Consider the following 20,000-nt stretch of genomic DNA (forward strand, 5'->3'; position numbering starts at 1 on the left):
GTTAATTTTAGAGCATTCTCGTTTTTTTACAACTACAAGCGATGCGGAAACTTGAAATAAGTAAGGTCTTACACACCATATTGGCCATGTCAATCTGAATGATCATCCCCAAAAGGTGAAAGCCCTTCTTCATTGAACAGATCCGAAGCTATGGTTGGAATCCCTTTTTCTTTGAGCAGGCGGGTAAACCAGCCATCTCCTTCAATCAGACGGCCGCTAAACGTGCCATCATAGATTTTTCCGCATCCGCAGCTTGGGGATCGCTGCATCAGTATGGCAGCATCACAACCTTCTTCCAGGACAAGATCCAGGGCTGACTGTGAGCCTTGATCAAAAGCGGCTGTGACATCTTCGTTCTTTTTATTGACTGCTCTGCCCTTTACGATTTCAATTGGCATTCGTGGTGTAGCAAGACCTCCCATGACTTCCGGACAGACCGGAACCAGGGTGCAGTCCCTGAGAAGCTCAAGAACCTTGGGACTGGTCATGCTTTTGCCATCGTAACGGCAGGGACAGCCAAGCAGACAGGCGCTGACTGCAACTTTTTTTCGACGTTTATTCATCAGGATAACTCCCTCGATTTAAATTCATCATGGTTTATTCTGCTTCATCTGGTCTTGAATCCATTTTGACAGCTCCCTGCTCTGGTCAGAGGCCTATCAAAACATCATGGCAGCAGTCACGCCTTGCCTGGTCTATGGAATGAAATAAGTCAGTTTTTCAAAAGAAAAAGCAAAACTTACATCAGAGTTTCGTACATCCGGTTGTAGATCTGAGCAGAGTTCTGCCAGGAAACATCCTTGTTCATGGCGTTCATCTGCAAGATCTTCCAGTCTTCTGGACGGTTGTAGTAAACGTTAATTGCCATATTGAGGGTATTCATCATTTCGTCAGAAGAATAGTTGGCAAATGAGAATCCATCACCGGATTTATCGAATTCGTTATATGGAGTTACGGTATCTTTCAGACCACCGGTTTCGCGAACGAGTGGCAAAGTTCCATAACGCAAAGAGCATAACTGAGACAGACCACATGGTTCGAACAGAGATGGCATTAAGAATAAGTCACTTCCGGCATAGATGCGGTGAGCGAGATCTTCGTTGTATCCCTGATAGAAACAGATCTTGCCTTTGTGCTGGTTTTCCATATCGCGGAATGCATTCTGGATCGCTGGTTCGCCAGTTCCCAGGATGGCAAGCTGGATTGGAGCATCACATAACTGCTGATACTTTTCGAGCATCAGGTAGAAGCCTTTCTGGTAAGTCAGACGGGAAACAACACCGACTAACATTACGTTTGGATTGACTTCCAGACCGAGTTCACGCTGTAAAGCAGCTTTGTCTTCTGCCTTGCCGCGGGACATTGTGATCTTGTTGTAGTGATGAGGTAAAGCTGGGTCAGTATTTGGGTTCCAGTTGTTAATATCGATACCGTTTACGATTCCCCACAGGTCATAGCGACGCATATTCAGAACACCTTCCATATGTTCGCCATACTGAGGTGTCAGGATTTCCTGAGAATAAGTTGGAGAAACAGCAGTAATCTTATCGGCATACAGGATACCGGACTTCATGAAGGAAACCCCGCCGTCGAAACGGATATTTCCATTGTCAAGCAGGTAGTAAGGCAGACCAAGGCAGGAGTCCGTCATTTCTGGACCGAAGTTGCCCTGGAACAGCAGGTTATGAATCGTGTAAACAAACTTGATGGACGTGTAACGGGAATCACTGTTGTGCGTTTCCTTCACCATGCAAGGAATCATACCTGTCTGCCAGTCATGGCAATGGATGATATTTGGCCAGTAATTGAGCTGGTTGAGCATCTCAATGACAGCCTTCTGGAAGTAAGCAAAGCGTTCGCCATCGTCCAGGTAGCCATACAGGGAATCTCTTTCGAAATACCCCTGATGCTGAACAAAGAAGTAGGCAACTTTGCCGATTGTCTGCGAATAAATCGTGACAGGAACTTCACGGTAGTTAATGTTTACAGTGTAGCTGGCACACCAAGTCAGATCATGGAAATTCTTTTGCGCAATCTTCTTATACATCGGCATGACAACTTTTACTTCGTGACCGATTTCAGCGAGTGCCTGAGGCAGAGAACCGATTACGTCAGCCAGACCACCAGTCTTAACGAATGGAAGACCTTCCGCTGCAGCCATCAGGATGGATGCCATTAGATAGTCTCCCTTCTGCCGATGTAGAGTGGATTGTCATCGTAGGAAGTGATTTCCTGTTTGTGAATGACTTTAGCGTCTTTGTCAACGATTACGTTGGTGAGCATAACGTTGTCGCCGATTTCTGCACCTGGCAGGATCAGGCAGTTCGAAACGATTGCGCCATTGCCGACTTTAACGCCACGGCCAAGGATCGATTCCGTAACTGTACCGCTATTTCGCATCCATTGGAGATCAGAGCGCATTCGGCAGTTCCGTTTCCAAGATAAATGGTTGGAGAAGAGTCATTGGTACGCGTGTAGATTGGCCAGTTTGGATCGTTGAAGAATGTCATGTTGCGTTCTTTCAACATTTCCATGTTGGAGTTGTAGTAGCTCTTCAGGTCCAGAATTGGGAAGACTGGGTGAGAGTACAGAATTTTGTTGACTTTGATTTTGTTTTCAGCAGCCAGCGTGTTCAGCATGTCAGTCATCCAGAACATTGGAGAATAGTCATGAGCAGCTTTAACGAGTTCAACAAATTTGTCTTTGGACATAATGTAGGTGTCTAAGGAAACATCCAGAGTCGCTGGTCCGCCGATATAGCGTTTAACGCCTTTGAATTCGCCTTTTTCACCGCTGACGATCAGAGTCGCATTGAGCAGGTTTGCTGGCTTGTTGGTTTCATCGTAATGCGAATAGAGCATCGAAACATCAGCTTTGGAGTCGATGTGAGCCTGAATCAGGTCAGTGAAGTTTGCTTTGTAAATCCAGTTCACTGGAGCGATCACGACATAGTCATGAACGTTGTCTTCGATTTCATCAATGTTTGTCCAGTACGCTTCCATATCAGAAATGAATTCAGAACTGAAGCCGTCCGCCATTACAGGGATAATGCCGATATGGCCGTGTTTGTTGTTGATGTTGTAGTGTCTTGCACTGCCGATATGATCAAAGAGGACTTTTGGGTTTCCGTTTGTGTAAACCTGGATGTTCTGAATTCCAGAGTTTGTCATATTGGAGATTGGGATATCGACTAAGCGATAACGTCCTACATAGGAGAATGCAGCAACAGGACGGTAGTTTGAAATTCCTTTAACGAAGATAGCTGGACTGGTAAAGGAAATAATTCCAAGTGCGTTTGTCATCTTACTCTTCTCCTTTCACGTCAGCGGCAACCAGTTCGATCTTAGTCGAATCTTTGTCACCTACAACAGCACCAGCGCCGATCACTACGTTTTCAGCGATGATGGCCCGATAAACTTTAGCGCCTTTTTCGATTACAGCACCTGGCATCAAAACAGAAGCCTGAACGTCAGCGCCTTCATCAACAGTTACACCGTTAAACAGAACGGAGTCTTTAACGTGGCCGCGGATCACTGCCCCCTGGTTGATGTAGCAGTGTTCAACTTTACCAGTTCTGGATACATACTGTGGAAGTACAGGAATATCAGCGGTGTAGATTTTCCATTCTTTGTCGCCCAGATCTAACTGATCATTGTGGAAAATCAGGTCCATGTTTGCTTCCCACAGGGAATCGATTGTTCCAACGTCTTTCCAGTAGCCGTTGAAGTTGTATGCGAATAAACGTTTCTTTTCGTTGAGCAGTGTCGGAATGATGTTTTTACCGAAGTCGTGTTCGGAATTTTCATCTTTCGCATCATCGATCAGACACTGTCTGAGCAGAGGCCAGTCGAAGATATAGATACCCATCGAAGCAAGGTTGGATTTTGGTTCTGCAGGTTTTTCCTGGAATTCGAGGATACGGTTGTTCATGTCCGTATTCATAATTCCAAAGCGGGGAGCTTCTTCCCATGGTACAGGGCGGACTGCAACTGTGAGGTCAGCATCGTTGTTGCGATGGTCAGCGAGCATTTTGTCGTAGTCCATCTTATAGATGTGGTCACCGGAAAGAATTAATACATAGTTAGGTTTGAACTCGTCGATGAAATCGATATTCTGGTAGATCGCATCAGCGGTTCCCTGATAGACACCAAATTTTGTGCCATCTTTTTCACTTGGTGGTAAGACATAGACACCGCTTCCGCGAGTGTCCAGACCCCAGCGCTGACCAGCTCCAGCGTACGCGTTCAGCTGAACTGGTTCATACTGTGTCAGAACACCAACAACGTTAATGTTGGAATTGGCACAGTTACTGAGAGGGAAGTCGATAATTCGATATTTACCACCGAAATAAACAGCAGGTTTGGCAGTTTTGTTTGTCAGGTCGTACAAACGTGTGCCACGCCCGCCAGCCAGAATCATGGCGAGCATATTGTTGTTTTCCATAGATTTCCTCCTGAAACTTAATTTCAGCATGATTATATCACTTCGGTTCTGTCTCTTTGTACTCTACTTAGTGATTTTGGAAATTTAGTCTCGAGCTGTCATTTCCAACGTTTGATTTTCGAAAACAAAGTATTAATCATTCTTGTTGGTTTTGTAAGCCCTTTGTGGATTTTCCTCGATCGTCTTTTTATCTTTTATGGGCTTTTTACTTTTCATCATCTCATCCCCGTGAATTTCCATCCGCCTTATCTGTCGGAACATCTCTGCTTCTTCTCTCTTCTTTCCCTTTAAAAATGCTGTCAACTGGAATTATCATTGTGATCTATTTCACGATCATTCACAAACCTTAACATCTGTCAGGAAGTGGATTTTCTACGTCAATTTCACTTTTTTCTTCCGCTTTCAGAAAATCAATTTGTTTCCAAAAACATCAATTTTTAAATTCCTGTCCTGATTTTGCCAGACAATTCTCGTTTTTAAATACCCTGAAGCTATCGTCCTGCATGAGTTTTTAAACTGACTGTCCAGAATTAAGTTTGGATATTCTCCACATTTTCTATCTATTTTAGATGAGTATATCAAGTGTTCCAGATTCGTTATAAAACAGTCCCGATTCACCGTTCAGATATGTTTATTAACATTCGCGTACGTTTTTAAACTTCATTTTATGTTTATCCTACTGCTGAATCTGATCAAAATGCACTCTGACAAGACTCTCTAGGCCGGCTCCAAATCCGTTTCTTTATATACGTAAATTTTAATTTCTAAATTCATTCGTCTTTTTTTGTTTTATCAGTCTGAAATCCATCTTCTGGTGATTATTCCTTCTTGTGCGCGAGGCCCAAAGTCCCTGCCGGCATGCAGACAATAAAAAAATGCCGGAGAGATTCTCCAGCAGATTTCTGTTCATTTATTGATTAAAATATCCTTTCACAATTGAATTGGAAAGACATCTGGATAAAATGACATCCGAATGAAGCGGCATCCGGAGGGATTCAAATTGAATCTGTCCAGACTCTCTAGACAAGGACAGCCCGGTCATCTGCGAATTCTTCACCGGCATTTTCTTTAAATTTGCGGTGGAGATCTTCAACAGTGAGTCTGGCTTTTTCTTCCCCGGAAACATCGAAGATGATCTGGCCGTTATTCATCATGATCAGGCGATTGCCAATACGGATAGCATCTTTCATGTTGTGGGTGATCATCAGCGTGGTCAGATTATCTTTAGAGACAATCTCTTCCGTCAGATCCAGAACTTTTTTGGCAGTTAACGGGTCAAGAGCAGCGGTATGCTCATCCAGCAGCAACAGTTGTGGTTTTTGCAAGGAAGCCATCAGCAAAGTCAGCGCCTGACGCTGACCACCGGAAAGCAGGCCGACTTTATTGGACATGCGCTCTTCCAGCCCCAGGCCTAACGTCGTCAGGCTGGCTTTGAACTGTTCCTGTTCCTCTTTGCCAATTCCCCATTTTAAAGTCCGGCGTCGGCCGCGTCTGGCTGCAAAGGCGAGATTTTCACCGATTTCCATATCGGCTGCTGTTCCCATTAATGGGTCCTGGAATACACGGCCAATATAAGCAGCGCGTTTGTGTTCCGGCAGCAGAGTGATATCTTTGCCATCCAGCAGGATTCTTCCGCCATCAGGCGGGAACACACCCGCGATGAGGTTGAGCATCGTAGACTTGCCTGCCCCATTGCCGCCAATCACAGTGATGAAATCACCATCGTTGATTTTGAGATTCAGATTGTTAATCGCCTTCTTTTCGGTAACCGTACCGGGGTTGAAGGTTTTGGAAATGTTCTTAATTTCAAGCATTAGAATTTATCCTCCACACTTTCAACCGCTTCGGTCAGCCGTTTGTAGTTGGCCTTCTGCGCACGGTTTTCCAGAACAACCGGAATACTCAGGGCAGCTGCTACAAGCAAAGCGGTGAATAGTTTCAGGTTGTTTGGATCAAGACCTAACTGTAAAACAATTGAAACAATAATCCGGTAAATAATCGATCCGACAACAATTGAGATCAGACGACGGGCAAATCCACCCTTGCGTCCAAAGATCGTTTCTCCAATAACAATAGAAGCGAGCGCCATAACGATGGCACCGATCCCCATTTTGACATCCGCATAGCCTTGCTGTTGGGCAACGAGGCCGCCCGAAAGAGCGATCAGGCCATTGGAAAGCATTAAGGCAGCAATGGTTGTCCAGTTGGTGGACACGCCATTGGCACGCACCATGTTCTGGTTATTGCCCGTTGCGCGGATGGCAGAACCAAGTTCAGTTCCAAAGAACCAGTACAGCAAGGCAATCGTTGCGATCACAAAGAGCATGCCAATGCCGATGACTGAAAGGTTCTGTGGAGTGATCCAGCCAAGAGCCGGGCTTTGCTCGGCAAGATCAGAGAACATGTTGGACATGTTTAACATTGGAATGTTGGACTGGCCCATAATCATCAGGTTGATGGAGTACAGTCCAATCTGGCTTAAGATCCCCGCCAGGATTGGAGGAATCTTGCAGACGGTGTTGAAAAAGCCGGTGACGGCCCCAGCCGCAAAGCCGGTCAGCATGGCTGCTAACACAGCCAGGTAAGGATTCACACCTGCCATGACCATGACAGCTGCAACAGCCCCACCAGTCGCAAACGATCCATCAACAGTCAGATCGGCGAAATCCAGCAGTCGGAAGGTAATGTAAACGCCAAGAGCCATGATTCCCCAAAGAATGCCCTGGCCAATGGCCCCTTCCAAAGAAAAGAGGATAGACATCAGTCTTCCTCTTCTACTTCAACTGCCCGATCCAGTACAGACTGCGGCAGTTCAATATTCAGTTTTTCAGCAGCTTTTTTATTAATGGTCAGAGTGCATTCGTCCGTTGCCAGATATTCAATAGCCATATCTTCTGGCTTGCTGTCGCCATTGAGAATCGAAACAGCCTGAGCACCGGCTAACTGGCCGAGTTTGTAGTAATCGATACCATAAGTGGCAAGACCACCGTTTTCAACCATTCCTTCTTCACCTACGATGCATGGAATGCCATACTGGCTGGCAGTCTGGGAAACAGTTGCCATGGATTCAGCCATCAGGTTGTCCGTTGGAACATAAATCGCGTCTACTTTTCCGTTCAGCGATTCAACAACCTGCTGAATCTGGTTGGAGTCAGTTACGCTGGATTCTACATATTCAAGGCCGCGTTTTTCGCACTCTTCTTTGGCCAGATTAATCTGGAAAACAGAGTTGCTTTCTGCGTTGCAGAATAACAGACCGACAGTCTTGGCATCCGGCAGGATTTCCTGGAGCAGATCAAACTGTGCTTCGATCGGGTTCAGGTCAGAAGAACCAGTGACGTTGACTTCTGGTTTTTCGTTGCTTTTAACCAGACCAGAATCAGCTGGATCCGTTACAGCAGACAGAACAATTGGAATCTCTTTGGTTTCGTTGGCAGCGGCCTGCGCAGCTGGAGTTGCCACCGCAAAGATCAGGTTCACTTTATCATTGACAAATTTCTGAGCAATAGAAGTACAGTTGGCCACTTCACCCTGAGCAGATTTGAAATCAATGGATGCATCCGCATAGCCATTGTCTTTGAGATAGTCTTCAAATCCTTTTGTCGCATTATCAAGAGCAGGATGTTCTACGTACTGAAGAATACCGATCTTTACATCGCTTTCGCTGCCGTTGGTTTCGCTGGCTGCCGCGCTTGACGCCGTGGCAGAAGCTGCACTGGAAGTTGTACTGCTGGATGTGGAAGCTGAACTTGAAGAACAGCCCGCAAAGAGCATCGCTGCACCCAGCAGAGCAGCGGACATCTTATAGCTTTTCATAATCAATCTCCTTTGAAATAATGCCCATATTCTACACAATTCCGACAGGGACTAAAAATTGAATCCTTCAATTTCAAGATTTTTCAAAGGAATTTACATAAACTTTCAGAATATCCGGTCATTTTAAAAAATCTGGCAAAATAAAAGGCCGCTGGGTTCAGCGGCTGTAAAATTGCTTTTAGTGCTTGCCAGTGATGGCCTGTTCGTTTTCTTTGAGCTTCGCCTCGTGATCAGCAGCGTCTTTTTCTTTGCGATCAATGACTTTTTCGTCATGTTTGATCTCTTCTTTACGAAGATCCTTCATCAGTTTGGATTTGTCTTCGCTTAATTCAAGTTCGTGTTCTTTCAGATCGCCGCGTTTACGATCAATTACATCTTCATCGTGACGGATTTCATCGCTCAGGATTTTGTCTTCAAATTTTTTGAAATCATCAGCCATAAGTAAGGCCTCCTCTTCGTACTCTTAATATAACAACGAGGCTTTGCCTTCCCTATTCGTATGCCTGATTTTTTTGCGGAACAAAAGAAGATGGATAAACCATTTCTTGATCATTTTTGTCAGATCCAGGATGGGTTCGTCCACTTTTTTGCCCTCATGGCCATCCTCTTCTCTTTTTTTCAGTTCAAAAAAGCCAGATTCACGCCCGCAAAAATCTGGAGAAACCTGGCTTGAACATCAAATTCTGACTGACTGTTTCCTTTGGCTGTCTGAATCCTGTCAATCAGCCGATCTTGATCAATGAATACGAAGAACAGTTATTTTTTTGCACTGCCTTCTAACAGATTATTGAGCAGATCTTCCGGCATGTAATCAAAACGGATCGGCGTTTTATTGATCAGATAATCCAGGCAGTCATCCGAATAGCCGGTTACACTGTAGGTTGCAGTTTTTCCTTCATCGTAATCCATGTGCACCTTGCCATCTTCGACCCGGAATTTTCCGCTGCGCTCTTCGACCAGTCGATTATCGCGGAAGTCATATTCCTTGAATTCATTATCATCCCAGAAGCACTGGCAGGTGAACATATCTTTTGTAAAGTAGTGAATCCAGTTGCCCAGCAGCGCCTGTCTTGGAAACTGAGCACGTACAGCCGGTTCTTTTTTTGTGCGGCGCAGTTTTTCAATGGTATCGGTGCTGGTTGTAGTTGTTTCTAATAAATTACGGGCATAGTCAACAAGCTGGCGGGAATTTTCCAGTCTTTCTTCAACGGATTTAATAAAGGAATCGCGCGTCTGCTCATCACTTGGCAGCGCAAACAGCTCGTCACTTTTCAGGCTGGCCAGAAGTTTTTCCAGATCTTCAGACTGGGCTTTGACCTTTTCATAGAGTTTCATGACTTCACGTTTATTGCGCTGTTCCTGCAAAGAGATTTCTTCTTTGATTTCTGTGATCACCACTTCATTGGCTTCACTGTTGCTTTTCAGTTCATTGAGAATGTCTTTCCAGACTTTGATATCAGAAGTATTGGGCATATGTATCCTTTCTGCCTGTCCAGGTTTCAGGTTCCAGCTGAAAATCTCTGTTCATCACCCCGACGATGAAATCAGAAATCGATCACAGCCGCCTTGATCAGAAGCGGGATTTGGTTCTGGCAGGTTCGATTGGCACCAGAAACGAAGAAATTGTTCGTTCTTGGTTTCTGTTTGATCAAACTCCATTATGCAAAGGGATCGAATTCAGGTCAAACACTCAAGACAAACTTGCCGTTTTTACTTCATTTCTTTTTTCAACCAGTACAATTTTCAGAGCGCATTCCTTTCAAACTCTCCTTGATTTTTCCTTCTCCAATTTTGAATAGTCGGTCTGTTTAGAGTTGGTTATCAAAGACTAGCTGTTTAATCTCATCGACAGACGGCACAGGAAAAGACAGACCGCAGCGGGCCTGCCTGATTTGGAATGGATTTTCCTGATCCATACTGTATGAACTATCACTGTATGAACTATCACTGTATGAACTATCTTCTGAAAATGCCTTTTAACAAAGCAATGGCGCCAATGATCATTAAAGCCATTTTGCCAGCTTCAATCAAAGCCTGCTTTGGATCCTGCTGCATTTCATCCGCAAAATCGTCAATGGTATTCATTGCCCCCTGACGGACCGCGTTGAAATGTTCTTCGGCTTTTCTGGAGAAATCTTCCGCTTTCTGATCAAACTGGGTGTTGAACTGATTCAGTCTGCCATCGAATTCCTTGGCTGCGTTTGCAAGCTGGGCGCCTTCTTTTTTCGAGTCGGATACAAAACGGCTTTCCATTTCGTCGTCAGCCTTTTTGATCTCTTCTCTAGCACCTGCTCTTAGCTGTTCCAGTTCCTTGTGAGCTTGTTCGAGTTCTGCTTTCTGATGAGCCAGTTCGTCTCTGGCCTGGGCTTCGGCCTTTTTCTGATCCTCCATCAGTTTTTCATGAAGAGCTTTCATTTTTGCTTCTGCTCTTTTTTCGACTTCGTCGACTTTATTTTCAACAGAAGCGTCAGCTTTGACTTCCGTGTCATTCTGTACAAGTTTAATTTCTTCCATATTCAGATACCTCTCTTTCAGTGGCACTATCTTTATTATGGTAAAAACTGAGGATTTTCGTCATTGACTTGCCTGTTAATCCTGTCTCTTACAGACTTGAAATCTTCCTGTTAAGAGAATTGGATAAAGAAAAACAGATGAAGATAAGGAGACACTCCTTTTTCGGTTAGCCGGGCATCATCTTCAAAAAACATGAACCCAGGCGTCATAGTTGAACTGTCCAGTTTTTTCCGTCTGTCTGGATCCAGCCCTTTAAGCTTTCTCTTCTTTTCCGATTTTGTTTCCATCCGTAAAAGATAGTTTTAAATCCATTCAGCCCGCTGCTCCGCCTGTTTTTCTTTATGCAGGCAAAACAAAGGGAACTGTAAAACAGACTGACTTGAAAAGGAATGAATAAAAATGCGTAATGATACTCTTGCTTCGCGTCTGCTTCACCTGGTCAAGCAGACTCCTGACGCGCCAGCTTTGATCTATCGAAATCAATCCATCAACCGAAAAGAGTTTGCCTCCCGGATCCAGAAAATCCAGAACATCTTGCCGAAGCATGCCCGGATCGGCGTAGTGCTTGATCATCAGCCCGAATTGATTGAATCGTTGTTTGCGATTTTGATGAATGGCTCTTGTTATGTCCCTGCAGAACCCAGCTTTCCAGTCGGACGGATTCATCGCATGATGAATGAAGCCGACTGTCCACTGATTGTGACTCAGAAAAAATATGCCGATCAGCTTGAAGTATTTCCGCTTCTTTTTATCGAAGATCTGATGGAACAAGAACAGGATTGTACTTCTGGCTTTGACCTGGCGAAATTCAAAGACTTTTCCATCCCTTCAAATCCGGCCTATATTCTTTATACCTCGGGGACAACCGGCCTGCCCAAAGGCATTGAAGTCACCAATGCCAATGTCTGCCACTATGTCGACGCTTTCCAGAATGAGTTCCATGTCACAGCAGAAGATCGTATGCTTCAGTATTCCGTCTGCTCATTCGATATTTTTACCGAAGAGGTTTTTGCTTCCCTGCTCAATGGCGCCACGCTGGTTTTACCGGAAGACAAAGATAAACAGAATGCGAAAAGCCTGCTTCAGTTTGTTGACCAGAACCGCGTCACCATGGTTTCCGGCTTTCCTTATCTTCTGGAAAAGTTCAACCAGGAAAAGAAACTGCCCGCAAGCCTGCGCTTATTGATCAGCGGCGGGGATGTTCTGCGTGAAAACTATGTCACCAATCTGATTGACCAGGCGGCTATCTATAACACGTATGGCCCAAGTGAAACCACGGTCTGTGCCTCCTACTTCCATTGTCTGCCAGGCACTGCCCTGGCAGATGGAACCTTCCCGATTGGCAAGCCGGTTCTGGATGTACAGATTGAACTGTATAACGACAAGCACGAACTCTGTAAGGCCGGTGAAGTCGGCGAACTGATCATCAGCGGCAAAGGTGTAAGCAACGGTTACATCAAAGATCACGATCACGAAAACGATGCATTTGAAACACTTCCGGATGGCACAAGACGGTATCGGTCTGGAGATTGCGGACTACTGCTGCCCGATGGCAACCTGGCTTTCTTAAACCGCAAGGATTCACAGGTCATGATTTATGGCCGGCGGGTGGAGATTCAGGAAGTCGAAAGTGCTCTCAATCAGTGCACTGGCATCAATCTGGCTGTGGTCGACCATTTTCTCGATGAAGAAGGACTGCCCTATCTTGTGGCGTATATCGTCACCAATCCCCGATTTGAAGGATTGCATGAACTCAAAAAGGAGCTGGCCCATCAGCTGCCATCGTTCATGATTCCGGAATTCTTTGTCCGGCTTGGTGATATTGTGCTGACTTCCAATGGCAAACCAGACCATAAAAAACTGCCACAGGTTCTCAAAAGCGGAGAAATCCCATGGAGTTAAAACTTCAGAAAGCCCATCTCGATCAATTAGATCTGATCATGAAATGGCGGATGATTGTGCTCAAAGAAGTCTTTGCCCCGCTTGATCCAGCCCTTGAGCCCGTATTGATTGAACAGAATCGCAAGTATTACCAGAAGCATCTGGCTGATGGAAGCCATCTTTGTTTCTTTCTGGTCGACATTGCGACCGATCCTTCAACGATTGTTGGCTGCGGGGGCATCTGTTTGTGGCAGGAAATGCCAAGTCCCGACAACCATACCGGCCAGTGTGCCTATCTGATGAATATTTATGTGAAGCCTTCCGTTCGCCATCACGATGCCGCCACCTATATGGTTGAACAGTTTCTGGCTTTGTGCAAAAAGCGGAACATTTCCAAAATTTATCTGGAAACATCACAGGCTGGGCGATCGCTGTATGAAAAATGCGGCTTTATCAAGCTGAAGGACTACATGATTTACCAGGAAACACAATCTGAATCCGAATAGAACCAGTATTCCTGCGGATGGTATTAAACAGCTAATATTTGATAGTTCCAAATGGACTGTGTTTTCGATCCATGAAGACTCGCACAGTTTTCCAGTCCAGTCAAATCCATCGAATAAAACGCGATCAATTAAAAACGGCAGAAAATCTGCCGTTTTATTTTGTCATTAAGTTGTAAGAAGAATTGAGGGTTTTTCTTCCAGACGAATTAGATATCGAATTCGTTTTTCCACAGACCGTGCAGGTTGCAGTATTCATAGACAGTGGCTTTGCCATGCTTGTCTTTCACATCAAAAACTGCGACTGGTTCATCACCAGGAACCAGAGTTGCTTTTTCAACTGTGCCGTCTGGGTATTCCATCCAGATGTTGGTGATCCAGTGTTTTTCGAGCATTGGATGTTTAACGGATCCAACCTGAACTTTCACTTTTCCATCTTCGACTTTGACATCAGGAACGTGTTTTTCAGTTGCACCATCGCTTGTCCCGGCAGCAAGTTTTTCAGCTGGAGCTCCATTGATTGTTAATGTGATTTCTTCTTCGCCTGCTGGCAGTAAAACTTCAACCACTTCGCCATTGGCGCCTTTATATAAATTCATTGAAGGTTTCCTCCTTTTTCATAGAGTGTAGCACAGGGGGAGTAAATTTCGTTTTGGATCGCACATGGTTTTTTAATTCACATATGCATATTCAAAGACCAGATTCCGGCTGAAAAACCGGCCTGAAAGCGCTGGATGCAAAGGCAGGTTTACAATCGGTGCTTTCAGACTTTTTGGCGTTAAAATGTCTTTAGATGAAAGGAATGGATCCAATGGCTATTTCAATACAACTCCTTTCGAATGGAAACCTGCAGGTCAAAACAGACCAGCCTGTCACTTTACAGGACGTGCTCAATGTCCTGAATGTTTCCAAGGAAAAGAAAAAACACATTCAGATTTTAAAAGGCGCTAATGCCATCACAAACCCCGAAGAAGAAATCAACCCTTCCGACAAAATCAGTGTTGTGGTCGATGATACGTATGACTTTAATGAGGAAACCCCTGTTTCCTATGTCGGTGGGGTGCCCATCGTCTATGAAGATGACTGGTGCCTGGTTGCCAACAAGAAACCCTTCATGCTCGTGCATGGCGATGGTCAGACAGATGACAACCTGACTGCCCGGATCAATGCATACTTACAGTCCAACAACGCCCGCTTCCCTGCCCAGCCCGTTAACCGCATCGACCAGGAAGCAAGTGGTCTGGTATTGTTCTCCAAGCATCCATTAGTCAAAGCGTTCCTGGACGAACAATTTGAAGATGGAACAGCCAAGAAAGAATACCTGGCTGTTGTTGATGGTCGTGTTGATCACCGAGAAATTGATATCAACAACCCGATTTCCCGCAATCGTCATGAAGCAGATAAGATGATGGTCTTCAAAAAAGGCAAACCTGCCCATACCCACATCAGTCGTCTGAAACTCTTTGATGATAAATCCCTGGTCAAAGCAGAGATCTCAACCGGACGAAAACATCAGATCCGTGTGCATCTGGCCAACATCGGCTATCCAATCATGAACGATCCGCTTTACGGGATCGTTCGCAACAACAAAGGCCTGATGCTGCAGGCCTATAAATTAAGCTTTCTGCAGCCCTTCACCCATGAAAGAGTCGGCATTGAACTCGATATGGATACCCGGTTTAAATGGTTTGACCCAGAACTGGCCAAAGAAGCCAGGTAAGCTGAAGTTTCCTGTATACCAATGATATTAAGCAGTTAATACTTGATTTATACCCATGATTCCAATCTGGTATTCTCCGATACTACGATGCGGCTGGCCGAATGAAAATTCGGCTTTTCTTTTTTCCAGATGAATCAGCCAATCAAATTTTATCCTTTAAAGACTGTTTGGAGTATAATCTGAATCAGGAGGTAAAACTTCAATATGTGTACAGGAATTCTTTATCGTAATGGTGCTTTCAGTTACTTTGGCCGAAATCTGGATCTTCAGTACCAGCTGGCCAACAATGTCACTGTCTGCCCCCGCAACTTTGTTCTCAACTATCACCATCTTCCGCCGATGAAAGAACACTCGGCAATCGTCGGTATGGCCATCACTGGATACGGCTATCCATTATTCTTTGATGGAGTCAATGAATATGGAGTCGCAGCCGCCAGCCTCAACTTCCCAGGTTATGGCCAATACAGTACAACGCTCGAAGAAGGAAAGAAAAACATTACATCCTTCGAAATCATTCCCTATCTGCTTTGCACATGCAAAAACCTCGACGAAGTCAAAGCGGAATTAAGCCAGATCAACCTGGTTGCTGACGATTTCAATGAGCAGATCAAGTCTGTTCCTTTACATTGGATCGTTGCAGATCATGATGGCAGCATTGTTTTTGAGCAGACGCCAACCGGATTGCATGTCTATGACAATCCTCTCAATACGCTCGCCAATGCACCGGACTTCCCCGCTCAGACGGTAAATTTTGCCAATTACATGAATCTCTCGGCGGAGTATCCGGTCAACCGGATTGCTCCAAAACTGAACGTTCCCGTTTACAGTTCAGGTATGGGTACGGATGGTCTGCCTGGGGGTCTGGATTCCATGTCTCGCTTTGTACGCGCAGCGTTCATGAACAACAACTCGCATGCTGAAGAAACCGATGAAGCCACCCTGACCCAGTTCTTCCACATTCTGCAGACAGTGCAGCAGATCGATGGTGCCAATAAAGAAAAAGATGGTTTTTATGAGATCACCAACTATACCTCTGGCTTCAACCTGGATACCATGGACTTCTACTGGACAACCTACAACAACCAGCAGATTCAAGCTCTCCACACCAAAGCGCTCGATCTTGACCAAAGCGATCTGATCGTCTTCCCATCCCAGGCCAGACAAGGAGTCAGCTGGATTCACTGAACGAAGCGTCAAAGCGGCCTTCAGCCATCTCTGGTCCCTTTCAAAACATTCTGAAACCTACGCGAAGATCATCCTGAATTCTGGATGTTTCCACAATCTGGAAAAATCTTCGCGTTTTTTGTTAAATATCATTTTGCTTTTTAATTACATTTTTGTAATTCACAGCAGCACTTCATAAACAAAGTTCATTTTCTTTTCTACTTGAGGTATATTGAATTCAGCAGTCTATACGTTCTGTCCCTGCAAAGCGGCTGGCCAAGGACTTAAAAGAAGTCTGTATTTTCCAGCATAGTTTCCTTTCCAGAGACAGGCAGAAAGGAAAAGAAAAATGAAAGTCAGACAATCAACTGCATTGCTTGCAGCACTCCTGTTTTTGAGTGCATGTTCCTCGAACAGCTCCAATGGTACTTCTTCCGCTTCATCTTCCACCAGTTCCAGGACTCCGGAAGAAATCCAGGAAAGCCTTGTAAAGCAACAGGAGAGCATTGAAGATTCCGCTGCTTTAAGCGCTCATGAGCAAGCCATGTCTTTGGACAAATCCCTGCAGTCAGCACAAGAAAGCAACTAAAAAAACGCGCGGTTATTGAAATGGCCGCGCATTTTCCGTTTCCTCTTATTTCTGTTTATTTATGCCTATTTCTGTTCCCTAAAAGCCAGTGCGTCCAGATGATCGATGCACATTCAATCCCGATTTATCCAACTGTTAAATCCCGTGTCCATCAGGCTTTGACTGATCGTTTGGATCCGCAAAAGAAGAATCTGGCCTCAGATCCTCTCTCTTGGCTTCTTCAAGAATACAAACCGCCCCAATCGGCGCTTCTTTGCCGGAATCTTCTTCAGGAAGCGAAGGCAGCGGCGATTCTGGTTTGACTGCGACTGGTATGGAATCCTGGTCCTTGCAAGTCATCAGGCAGCTTGAATCCAGCCTGGAATCCTCCACATAGGTCAGGTTATTGGGATCGACCTGATCCGCCTTTGCTGGCAGCTGACTCGCATTCTTTTCGACTGAAAGATCGGCTTCAGCCTCAGAAAGGGTCTGGGCAGGTGCATTTTCCTGGTCATTGGCTGCTTGAGGATTCAGGGCGTCCAGCAGCAGATCCAGGCAATAACGGATGACAGCCAGCGTATAGCTGGTTGGGAAGCGGTCTTTGAGTCCTTCGATCTTTTCCGGAAAATGGCCGTTATTGTTTTTGAGCAGCCGGTACATCTGGATCGGAACTTCTTCACGGGAAACATTGCTCAGAAGATTCACCAGCAAAAACTCTTCCGGATTTCGGTCCATAACACTCAAATGATCGAGCCGGTCTTTGATCTCTTCGAGAAACTGGCGATAGTCACGCAGCGCGATCGGATTGATCCTGGCCATCAGGGCGAGCGCTTCGACCATGCGGCCAAAGTAATAATGCTCCTGGTGGGAATTAGGCAGTTTTGGCGGAACGTACCCCAGTGCCTGACGATACAGATGATCGGTCAAATCTTTGATATCCGGCAGGACAACTTTCATCTGGGTGATCTGGCGGCCGATGTAGTCTTCCACGACATCAATCAAAGGCTGATCTTCCAGCGGGAAGGTATACAGACAGCCGGCATACTTGTCCAGATATTTTTTGGTTTCCAGATAGCCCTGGCTGTAGAGGGCTTCGGCATGCTCCGTTGAAAAGTCCAGTGGATTTCCCGGCTGAAGCAGAGGCTGAATATAAAACATTTCGCTGGTTAAAGCGGGTGGAACCATTTCACCCGGATCATGCAAGTCGATAACCACAATTCTGGAAGCATCCGGAGAAATGGTTTTGAGCAGTTCAATCGGGACGTTGTCCGCATACATGCCATCGACATATTCCTCGCCATCAATCATTACTTTTGGAAAAGCTGGATAGCAGGCAGCCGAAGCCATGACGATATCTTCGGCATTGTCGGCGGTAATTTCGCCTTTAAAGAAAGCCCGGGGTTCTTTTTTCGTATCGTTGAAACTCATACAGGCATACTTGATTGGTGAATCTTTAAAGGCATCATAATCAAACATCATCCGAAAATGCGTCCGCAGCGGCGTGATATCCATTTTGGAATCAAAGTAGCGGATGATGAAGTTCAGAATCGTTCTTGTCCCTTTGACTTTCTCTTTGAGGGTCATGGGCAGAATCGGCAAATCGGAGGCGATGTTGCCCGGCTGCATACTGAAGACAAAATCTGTCAACAGATCCAGCGAGCCGGTCGTATAGAAAATGCCGACTAAAGCACCAATCGATGTGCCGCTGATCGCTCCAAAGGCAATTTTTTCTTCACTCATGGCCTGCAAAGCCCCCACGTGATAGCAGCCCTTTGAACCACCGCCGCCTAAAACCAGACCATAACTGCCTTTTGTTTTGTCAGATTGAAGCGGTTTTTGTACTAAATCTCGTTCTTCCATATACTTTCTCCACAAAATACCAGGTCCACGCCAGTGCGATTTCTCCGGGGTAGAGTCCCGCAAAAGTTTGCAGATCATTTTTGGCTTTCGCAACTGGTGAGCGGGTCAGAATCCAGTGAAACAGGCAGACCGCACTCGTCTTGTCAATACGGTGTCTGACGGCGGTTTTTGCCAGAGCACTCATATTGCCAGTTTCCTGCTCCAGTTTGGCAAGTCTTGCGCAAAGCTCGCCTAAAAAAGTAACCAGATCCCAGATTTTATACGGATCCAGGCCGGCCAGATAGGCCAGACATTCAACGAGCAGCCCTTCCTCGCGTCCTGCAAAAACGGCTTTCGATAAATCGGAAGGACTGGTCTGGCAGACCCATTTTTCAATGCGGTCAATTTCTGACTGCGAGATCTGAATTCGATTGATCACGAACATGAATTGGATATAGCCATCCATGAAGGCCAGATCACTGGCATCCTCCATTTCAAAGGAATAAATAGCCCCGCACAGCGTTCCTAAAAGTTTGCGGGTTTCCACATAGCCCGCCTGCAGATTGTTCATGCAGGAGGTCGAGGTAAAATCCAGAAAGTTGCCTAACGGCAGAATGGGTTTGATGGTAAAGACATCCAGATTCGGATCCACCGGTAAAACCAAACCCGGTCCCTGCACATCCACAGCCAAGATCTTGTCAGCTCCCATGCGGGCAGCCAGGTCGATGGGGACATTGTCCCAGTACCCGCCATCGATATATTCCTGATCCTCCATCTTCATCACCGGAAAAGCTGGATAGCAGGAAGCCGACGCCAGAATGATGCTGGCGGCATTTTCGGCGTTCATCTGCGATTTGAAATAGGCTTCTGGTTCTTTTTTCGTAATATTGAAGGTCATGCAGGCATAGTCAATCGGCGAAGCGGCAAATTTTTCGTAGTCGAACATCTCATCCAGCGACTGCCTGAGCGGCGAGATATCCATCCCGCTGCGCGAAAAGATGTATTTGGATAAGAAGGTGCCAATCTCCTGACGGTTGGCCACCCATTGGCCAAGCGTATCCGGCAATGCAAACAGGTCTTCCGCAATTTTGGTTGGCTTGAGCGTTTCAACAAAATGAATCATCGGCGCCAGAGTCTGCTGCACATACATCGCGCCAACTAAAGCGCCAATCGAGGTACCCGACGTGCAGCCGAAACGAAGACCGGCTTCTTCCAGAGCTTTCCAGAGCCCAATCTCATAACATCCCCTGGCCCCGCCTCCCCCTAAGGCAAGACCAGTCTTTTTCTGGCTTAAACTTTCAAACCAGACATTCATACCTCTCTCCCCTTTCTATACGATGTTCCGAAAAGCAGGCAAGACGCATTTTCGGTTCTGTCTTGTCTATCTTTTCAGTCTTTTCTATTTGTCTTTTTCCAGTACTGAACACTCTTCAGCGCTAATTGATTTCCATTATAGGCAGCCGCCAGAAAGCGTTTTGTCTTTTGCCCTGATCTGTCCAGGGCAGCTCTGACTCTCTTTCTATGATGCATTGTGCGCTTCATTCTTTCTGGA

General features: G+C 45.7%; 18 protein-coding genes. 5 read left to right on the plus strand and 13 right to left on the minus strand.

Going from position 1 to position 20,000, the window contains the following annotated elements; all coding sequences use genetic code 11:
• Positions 1 to 89 precede the first annotated feature (89 nt).
• The 10 genes from U4956_RS02110 to U4956_RS02155 form a co-directional block, all read right to left on the minus strand.
• A complete protein-coding gene (locus U4956_RS02110) occupies positions 90 to 563 on the minus strand; it encodes a DUF523 domain-containing protein (RefSeq protein ID WP_323088677.1) in 474 nt (157 codons plus the stop codon).
• A gap of 176 nt (positions 564 to 739) precedes the next feature.
• On the minus strand, positions 740 to 2,176 hold the full coding sequence (glgA, locus tag U4956_RS02115) for a glycogen synthase GlgA (RefSeq protein WP_323088680.1): 1,437 nt from the start codon (positions 2,174 to 2,176) through the stop codon (positions 740 to 742).
• Positions 2,177 to 2,315: 139 nt separating this feature from the next.
• Complete coding sequence (locus tag U4956_RS02120) at positions 2,316 to 3,302, minus strand: sugar phosphate nucleotidyltransferase (protein WP_323088682.1); 987 nt, start codon at positions 3,300 to 3,302, stop codon at positions 2,316 to 2,318.
• Between the two features lies 1 nt (position 3,303).
• Positions 3,304 to 4,443, minus strand: a complete 1,140-nt coding sequence (locus U4956_RS02125) for a glucose-1-phosphate adenylyltransferase (protein ID WP_323088685.1) — start codon at positions 4,441 to 4,443, stop codon at positions 3,304 to 3,306.
• A gap of 1,019 nt (positions 4,444 to 5,462) precedes the next feature.
• Positions 5,463 to 6,257, minus strand: a complete 795-nt coding sequence (locus U4956_RS02130) for an ABC transporter ATP-binding protein (protein ID WP_323088688.1) — start codon at positions 6,255 to 6,257, stop codon at positions 5,463 to 5,465.
• Positions 6,257 to 7,204, minus strand: a complete 948-nt coding sequence (locus U4956_RS02135; RefSeq protein ID WP_323088691.1) for an ABC transporter permease — start codon at positions 7,202 to 7,204, stop codon at positions 6,257 to 6,259. Before U4956_RS02135 ends, U4956_RS02130 begins: the two co-directional genes overlap by 1 nt.
• Complete coding sequence (locus tag U4956_RS02140; RefSeq protein ID WP_323088695.1) at positions 7,204 to 8,259, minus strand: ABC transporter substrate-binding protein; 1,056 nt, start codon at positions 8,257 to 8,259, stop codon at positions 7,204 to 7,206. Before U4956_RS02140 ends, U4956_RS02135 begins: the two co-directional genes overlap by 1 nt.
• Positions 8,260 to 8,437: 178 nt before the next feature.
• Complete coding sequence (locus U4956_RS02145; RefSeq protein ID WP_323088698.1) at positions 8,438 to 8,698, minus strand: hypothetical protein; 261 nt, start codon at positions 8,696 to 8,698, stop codon at positions 8,438 to 8,440.
• Positions 8,699 to 9,015: 317 nt separating this feature from the next.
• Positions 9,016 to 9,732, minus strand: coding sequence for a hypothetical protein (locus U4956_RS02150; RefSeq protein ID WP_323088700.1), 717 nt, complete (start codon positions 9,730 to 9,732; stop codon positions 9,016 to 9,018).
• A gap of 483 nt (positions 9,733 to 10,215) precedes the next feature.
• Complete coding sequence (locus U4956_RS02155; RefSeq protein ID WP_323088702.1) at positions 10,216 to 10,773, minus strand: hypothetical protein; 558 nt, start codon at positions 10,771 to 10,773, stop codon at positions 10,216 to 10,218.
• A 399-nt stretch (positions 10,774 to 11,172) separates the two neighbouring features.
• On the opposite strand from U4956_RS02155, the gene U4956_RS02160 reads away from it, so the two are divergent.
• The gene (locus tag U4956_RS02160; protein ID WP_323088703.1) at positions 11,173 to 12,675 is read left to right on the plus strand and encodes an amino acid adenylation domain-containing protein; all 1,503 of its coding nucleotides are present in this window, start codon (positions 11,173 to 11,175) and stop codon (positions 12,673 to 12,675) included.
• Positions 12,666 to 13,160 (plus strand): GNAT family N-acetyltransferase, encoded by a 495-nt coding sequence (locus U4956_RS02165; protein ID WP_323088705.1) that lies wholly within the window; start codon positions 12,666 to 12,668, stop codon positions 13,158 to 13,160. Before U4956_RS02160 ends, U4956_RS02165 begins: the two co-directional genes overlap by 10 nt.
• Before the next feature lie 206 nt (positions 13,161 to 13,366).
• Here the strand turns inward: U4956_RS02165 and U4956_RS02170 are convergent, their stop codons facing one another.
• Positions 13,367 to 13,756: a desulfoferrodoxin family protein gene (locus tag U4956_RS02170; protein ID WP_323088707.1), complete on the minus strand. Its 390-nt coding sequence runs from the start codon at positions 13,754 to 13,756 to the stop codon at positions 13,367 to 13,369.
• A 212-nt stretch (positions 13,757 to 13,968) separates the two neighbouring features.
• Here U4956_RS02170 and U4956_RS02175 point away from each other — a divergent pair, with 212 nt between their 5' ends.
• The 3 genes from U4956_RS02175 to U4956_RS02185 all read left to right on the plus strand — a co-directional run bounded on the left by U4956_RS02175 (position 13,969) and on the right by U4956_RS02185 (position 16,630).
• Positions 13,969 to 14,877 (plus strand): RluA family pseudouridine synthase, encoded by a 909-nt coding sequence (locus U4956_RS02175; RefSeq protein ID WP_323088709.1) that lies wholly within the window; start codon positions 13,969 to 13,971, stop codon positions 14,875 to 14,877.
• A 204-nt stretch (positions 14,878 to 15,081) separates the two neighbouring features.
• On the plus strand, positions 15,082 to 16,062 hold the full coding sequence (gene bsh / locus U4956_RS02180; RefSeq protein ID WP_323088712.1) for a choloylglycine hydrolase: 981 nt from the start codon (positions 15,082 to 15,084) through the stop codon (positions 16,060 to 16,062).
• A 328-nt stretch (positions 16,063 to 16,390) separates the two neighbouring features.
• Positions 16,391 to 16,630: a hypothetical protein gene (locus tag U4956_RS02185; RefSeq protein ID WP_323088713.1), complete on the plus strand. Its 240-nt coding sequence runs from the start codon at positions 16,391 to 16,393 to the stop codon at positions 16,628 to 16,630.
• Positions 16,631 to 16,765: 135 nt separating this feature from the next.
• Here U4956_RS02185 and U4956_RS02190 read toward each other — a convergent pair whose 3' ends face one another.
• Entirely contained in the window at positions 16,766 to 18,469 is a 1,704-nt protein-coding gene (locus U4956_RS02190; protein WP_323088715.1) for a patatin-like phospholipase family protein, read from the minus strand.
• A complete protein-coding gene (locus U4956_RS02195) occupies positions 18,429 to 19,763 on the minus strand; it encodes a patatin-like phospholipase family protein (protein ID WP_323088719.1) in 1,335 nt (444 codons plus the stop codon). The genes U4956_RS02190 and U4956_RS02195 overlap by 41 nt, the downstream gene beginning before the upstream one ends.
• Positions 19,764 to 20,000: the final 237 nt, after the last annotated feature.

The organism is Allobaculum sp. JKK-2023 (assembly GCF_034745455.1).
Classification (GTDB): Bacteria; Bacillota_I; Bacilli_A; order Erysipelotrichales; family Erysipelotrichaceae; genus Allobaculum.

Coding starts and splice junctions, on each gene's coding strand:
- U4956_RS02110 (WP_323088677.1), bottom strand. CDS start 563: ATGAATAAACGTCGAAAAAAAGTTGCAGTCAGCGCCTGTCTGCTTGGC.
- glgA (WP_323088680.1), bottom strand. CDS start 2,176: ATGGCATCCATCCTGATGGCTGCAGCGGAAGGTCTTCCATTCGTTAAG.
- U4956_RS02120 (WP_323088682.1), bottom strand. CDS start 3,302: ATGACAAACGCACTTGGAATTATTTCCTTTACCAGTCCAGCTATCTTC.
- U4956_RS02125 (WP_323088685.1), bottom strand. CDS start 4,443: ATGGAAAACAACAATATGCTCGCCATGATTCTGGCTGGCGGGCGTGGC.
- U4956_RS02130 (WP_323088688.1), bottom strand. CDS start 6,257: ATGCTTGAAATTAAGAACATTTCCAAAACCTTCAACCCCGGTACGGTT.
- U4956_RS02135 (WP_323088691.1), bottom strand. CDS start 7,204: ATGTCTATCCTCTTTTCTTTGGAAGGGGCCATTGGCCAGGGCATTCTT.
- U4956_RS02140 (WP_323088695.1), bottom strand. CDS start 8,259: ATGAAAAGCTATAAGATGTCCGCTGCTCTGCTGGGTGCAGCGATGCTC.
- U4956_RS02145 (WP_323088698.1), bottom strand. CDS start 8,698: ATGGCTGATGATTTCAAAAAATTTGAAGACAAAATCCTGAGCGATGAA.
- U4956_RS02150 (WP_323088700.1), bottom strand. CDS start 9,732: ATGCCCAATACTTCTGATATCAAAGTCTGGAAAGACATTCTCAATGAA.
- U4956_RS02155 (WP_323088702.1), bottom strand. CDS start 10,773: ATGGAAGAAATTAAACTTGTACAGAATGACACGGAAGTCAAAGCTGAC.
- U4956_RS02160 (WP_323088703.1), top strand. CDS start 11,173: ATGCGTAATGATACTCTTGCTTCGCGTCTGCTTCACCTGGTCAAGCAG.
- U4956_RS02165 (WP_323088705.1), top strand. CDS start 12,666: ATGGAGTTAAAACTTCAGAAAGCCCATCTCGATCAATTAGATCTGATC.
- U4956_RS02170 (WP_323088707.1), bottom strand. CDS start 13,756: ATGAATTTATATAAAGGCGCCAATGGCGAAGTGGTTGAAGTTTTACTG.
- U4956_RS02175 (WP_323088709.1), top strand. CDS start 13,969: ATGGCTATTTCAATACAACTCCTTTCGAATGGAAACCTGCAGGTCAAA.
- bsh (WP_323088712.1), top strand. CDS start 15,082: ATGTGTACAGGAATTCTTTATCGTAATGGTGCTTTCAGTTACTTTGGC.
- U4956_RS02185 (WP_323088713.1), top strand. CDS start 16,391: ATGAAAGTCAGACAATCAACTGCATTGCTTGCAGCACTCCTGTTTTTG.
- U4956_RS02190 (WP_323088715.1), bottom strand. CDS start 18,469: ATGGAAGAACGAGATTTAGTACAAAAACCGCTTCAATCTGACAAAACA.
- U4956_RS02195 (WP_323088719.1), bottom strand. CDS start 19,763: ATGAATGTCTGGTTTGAAAGTTTAAGCCAGAAAAAGACTGGTCTTGCC.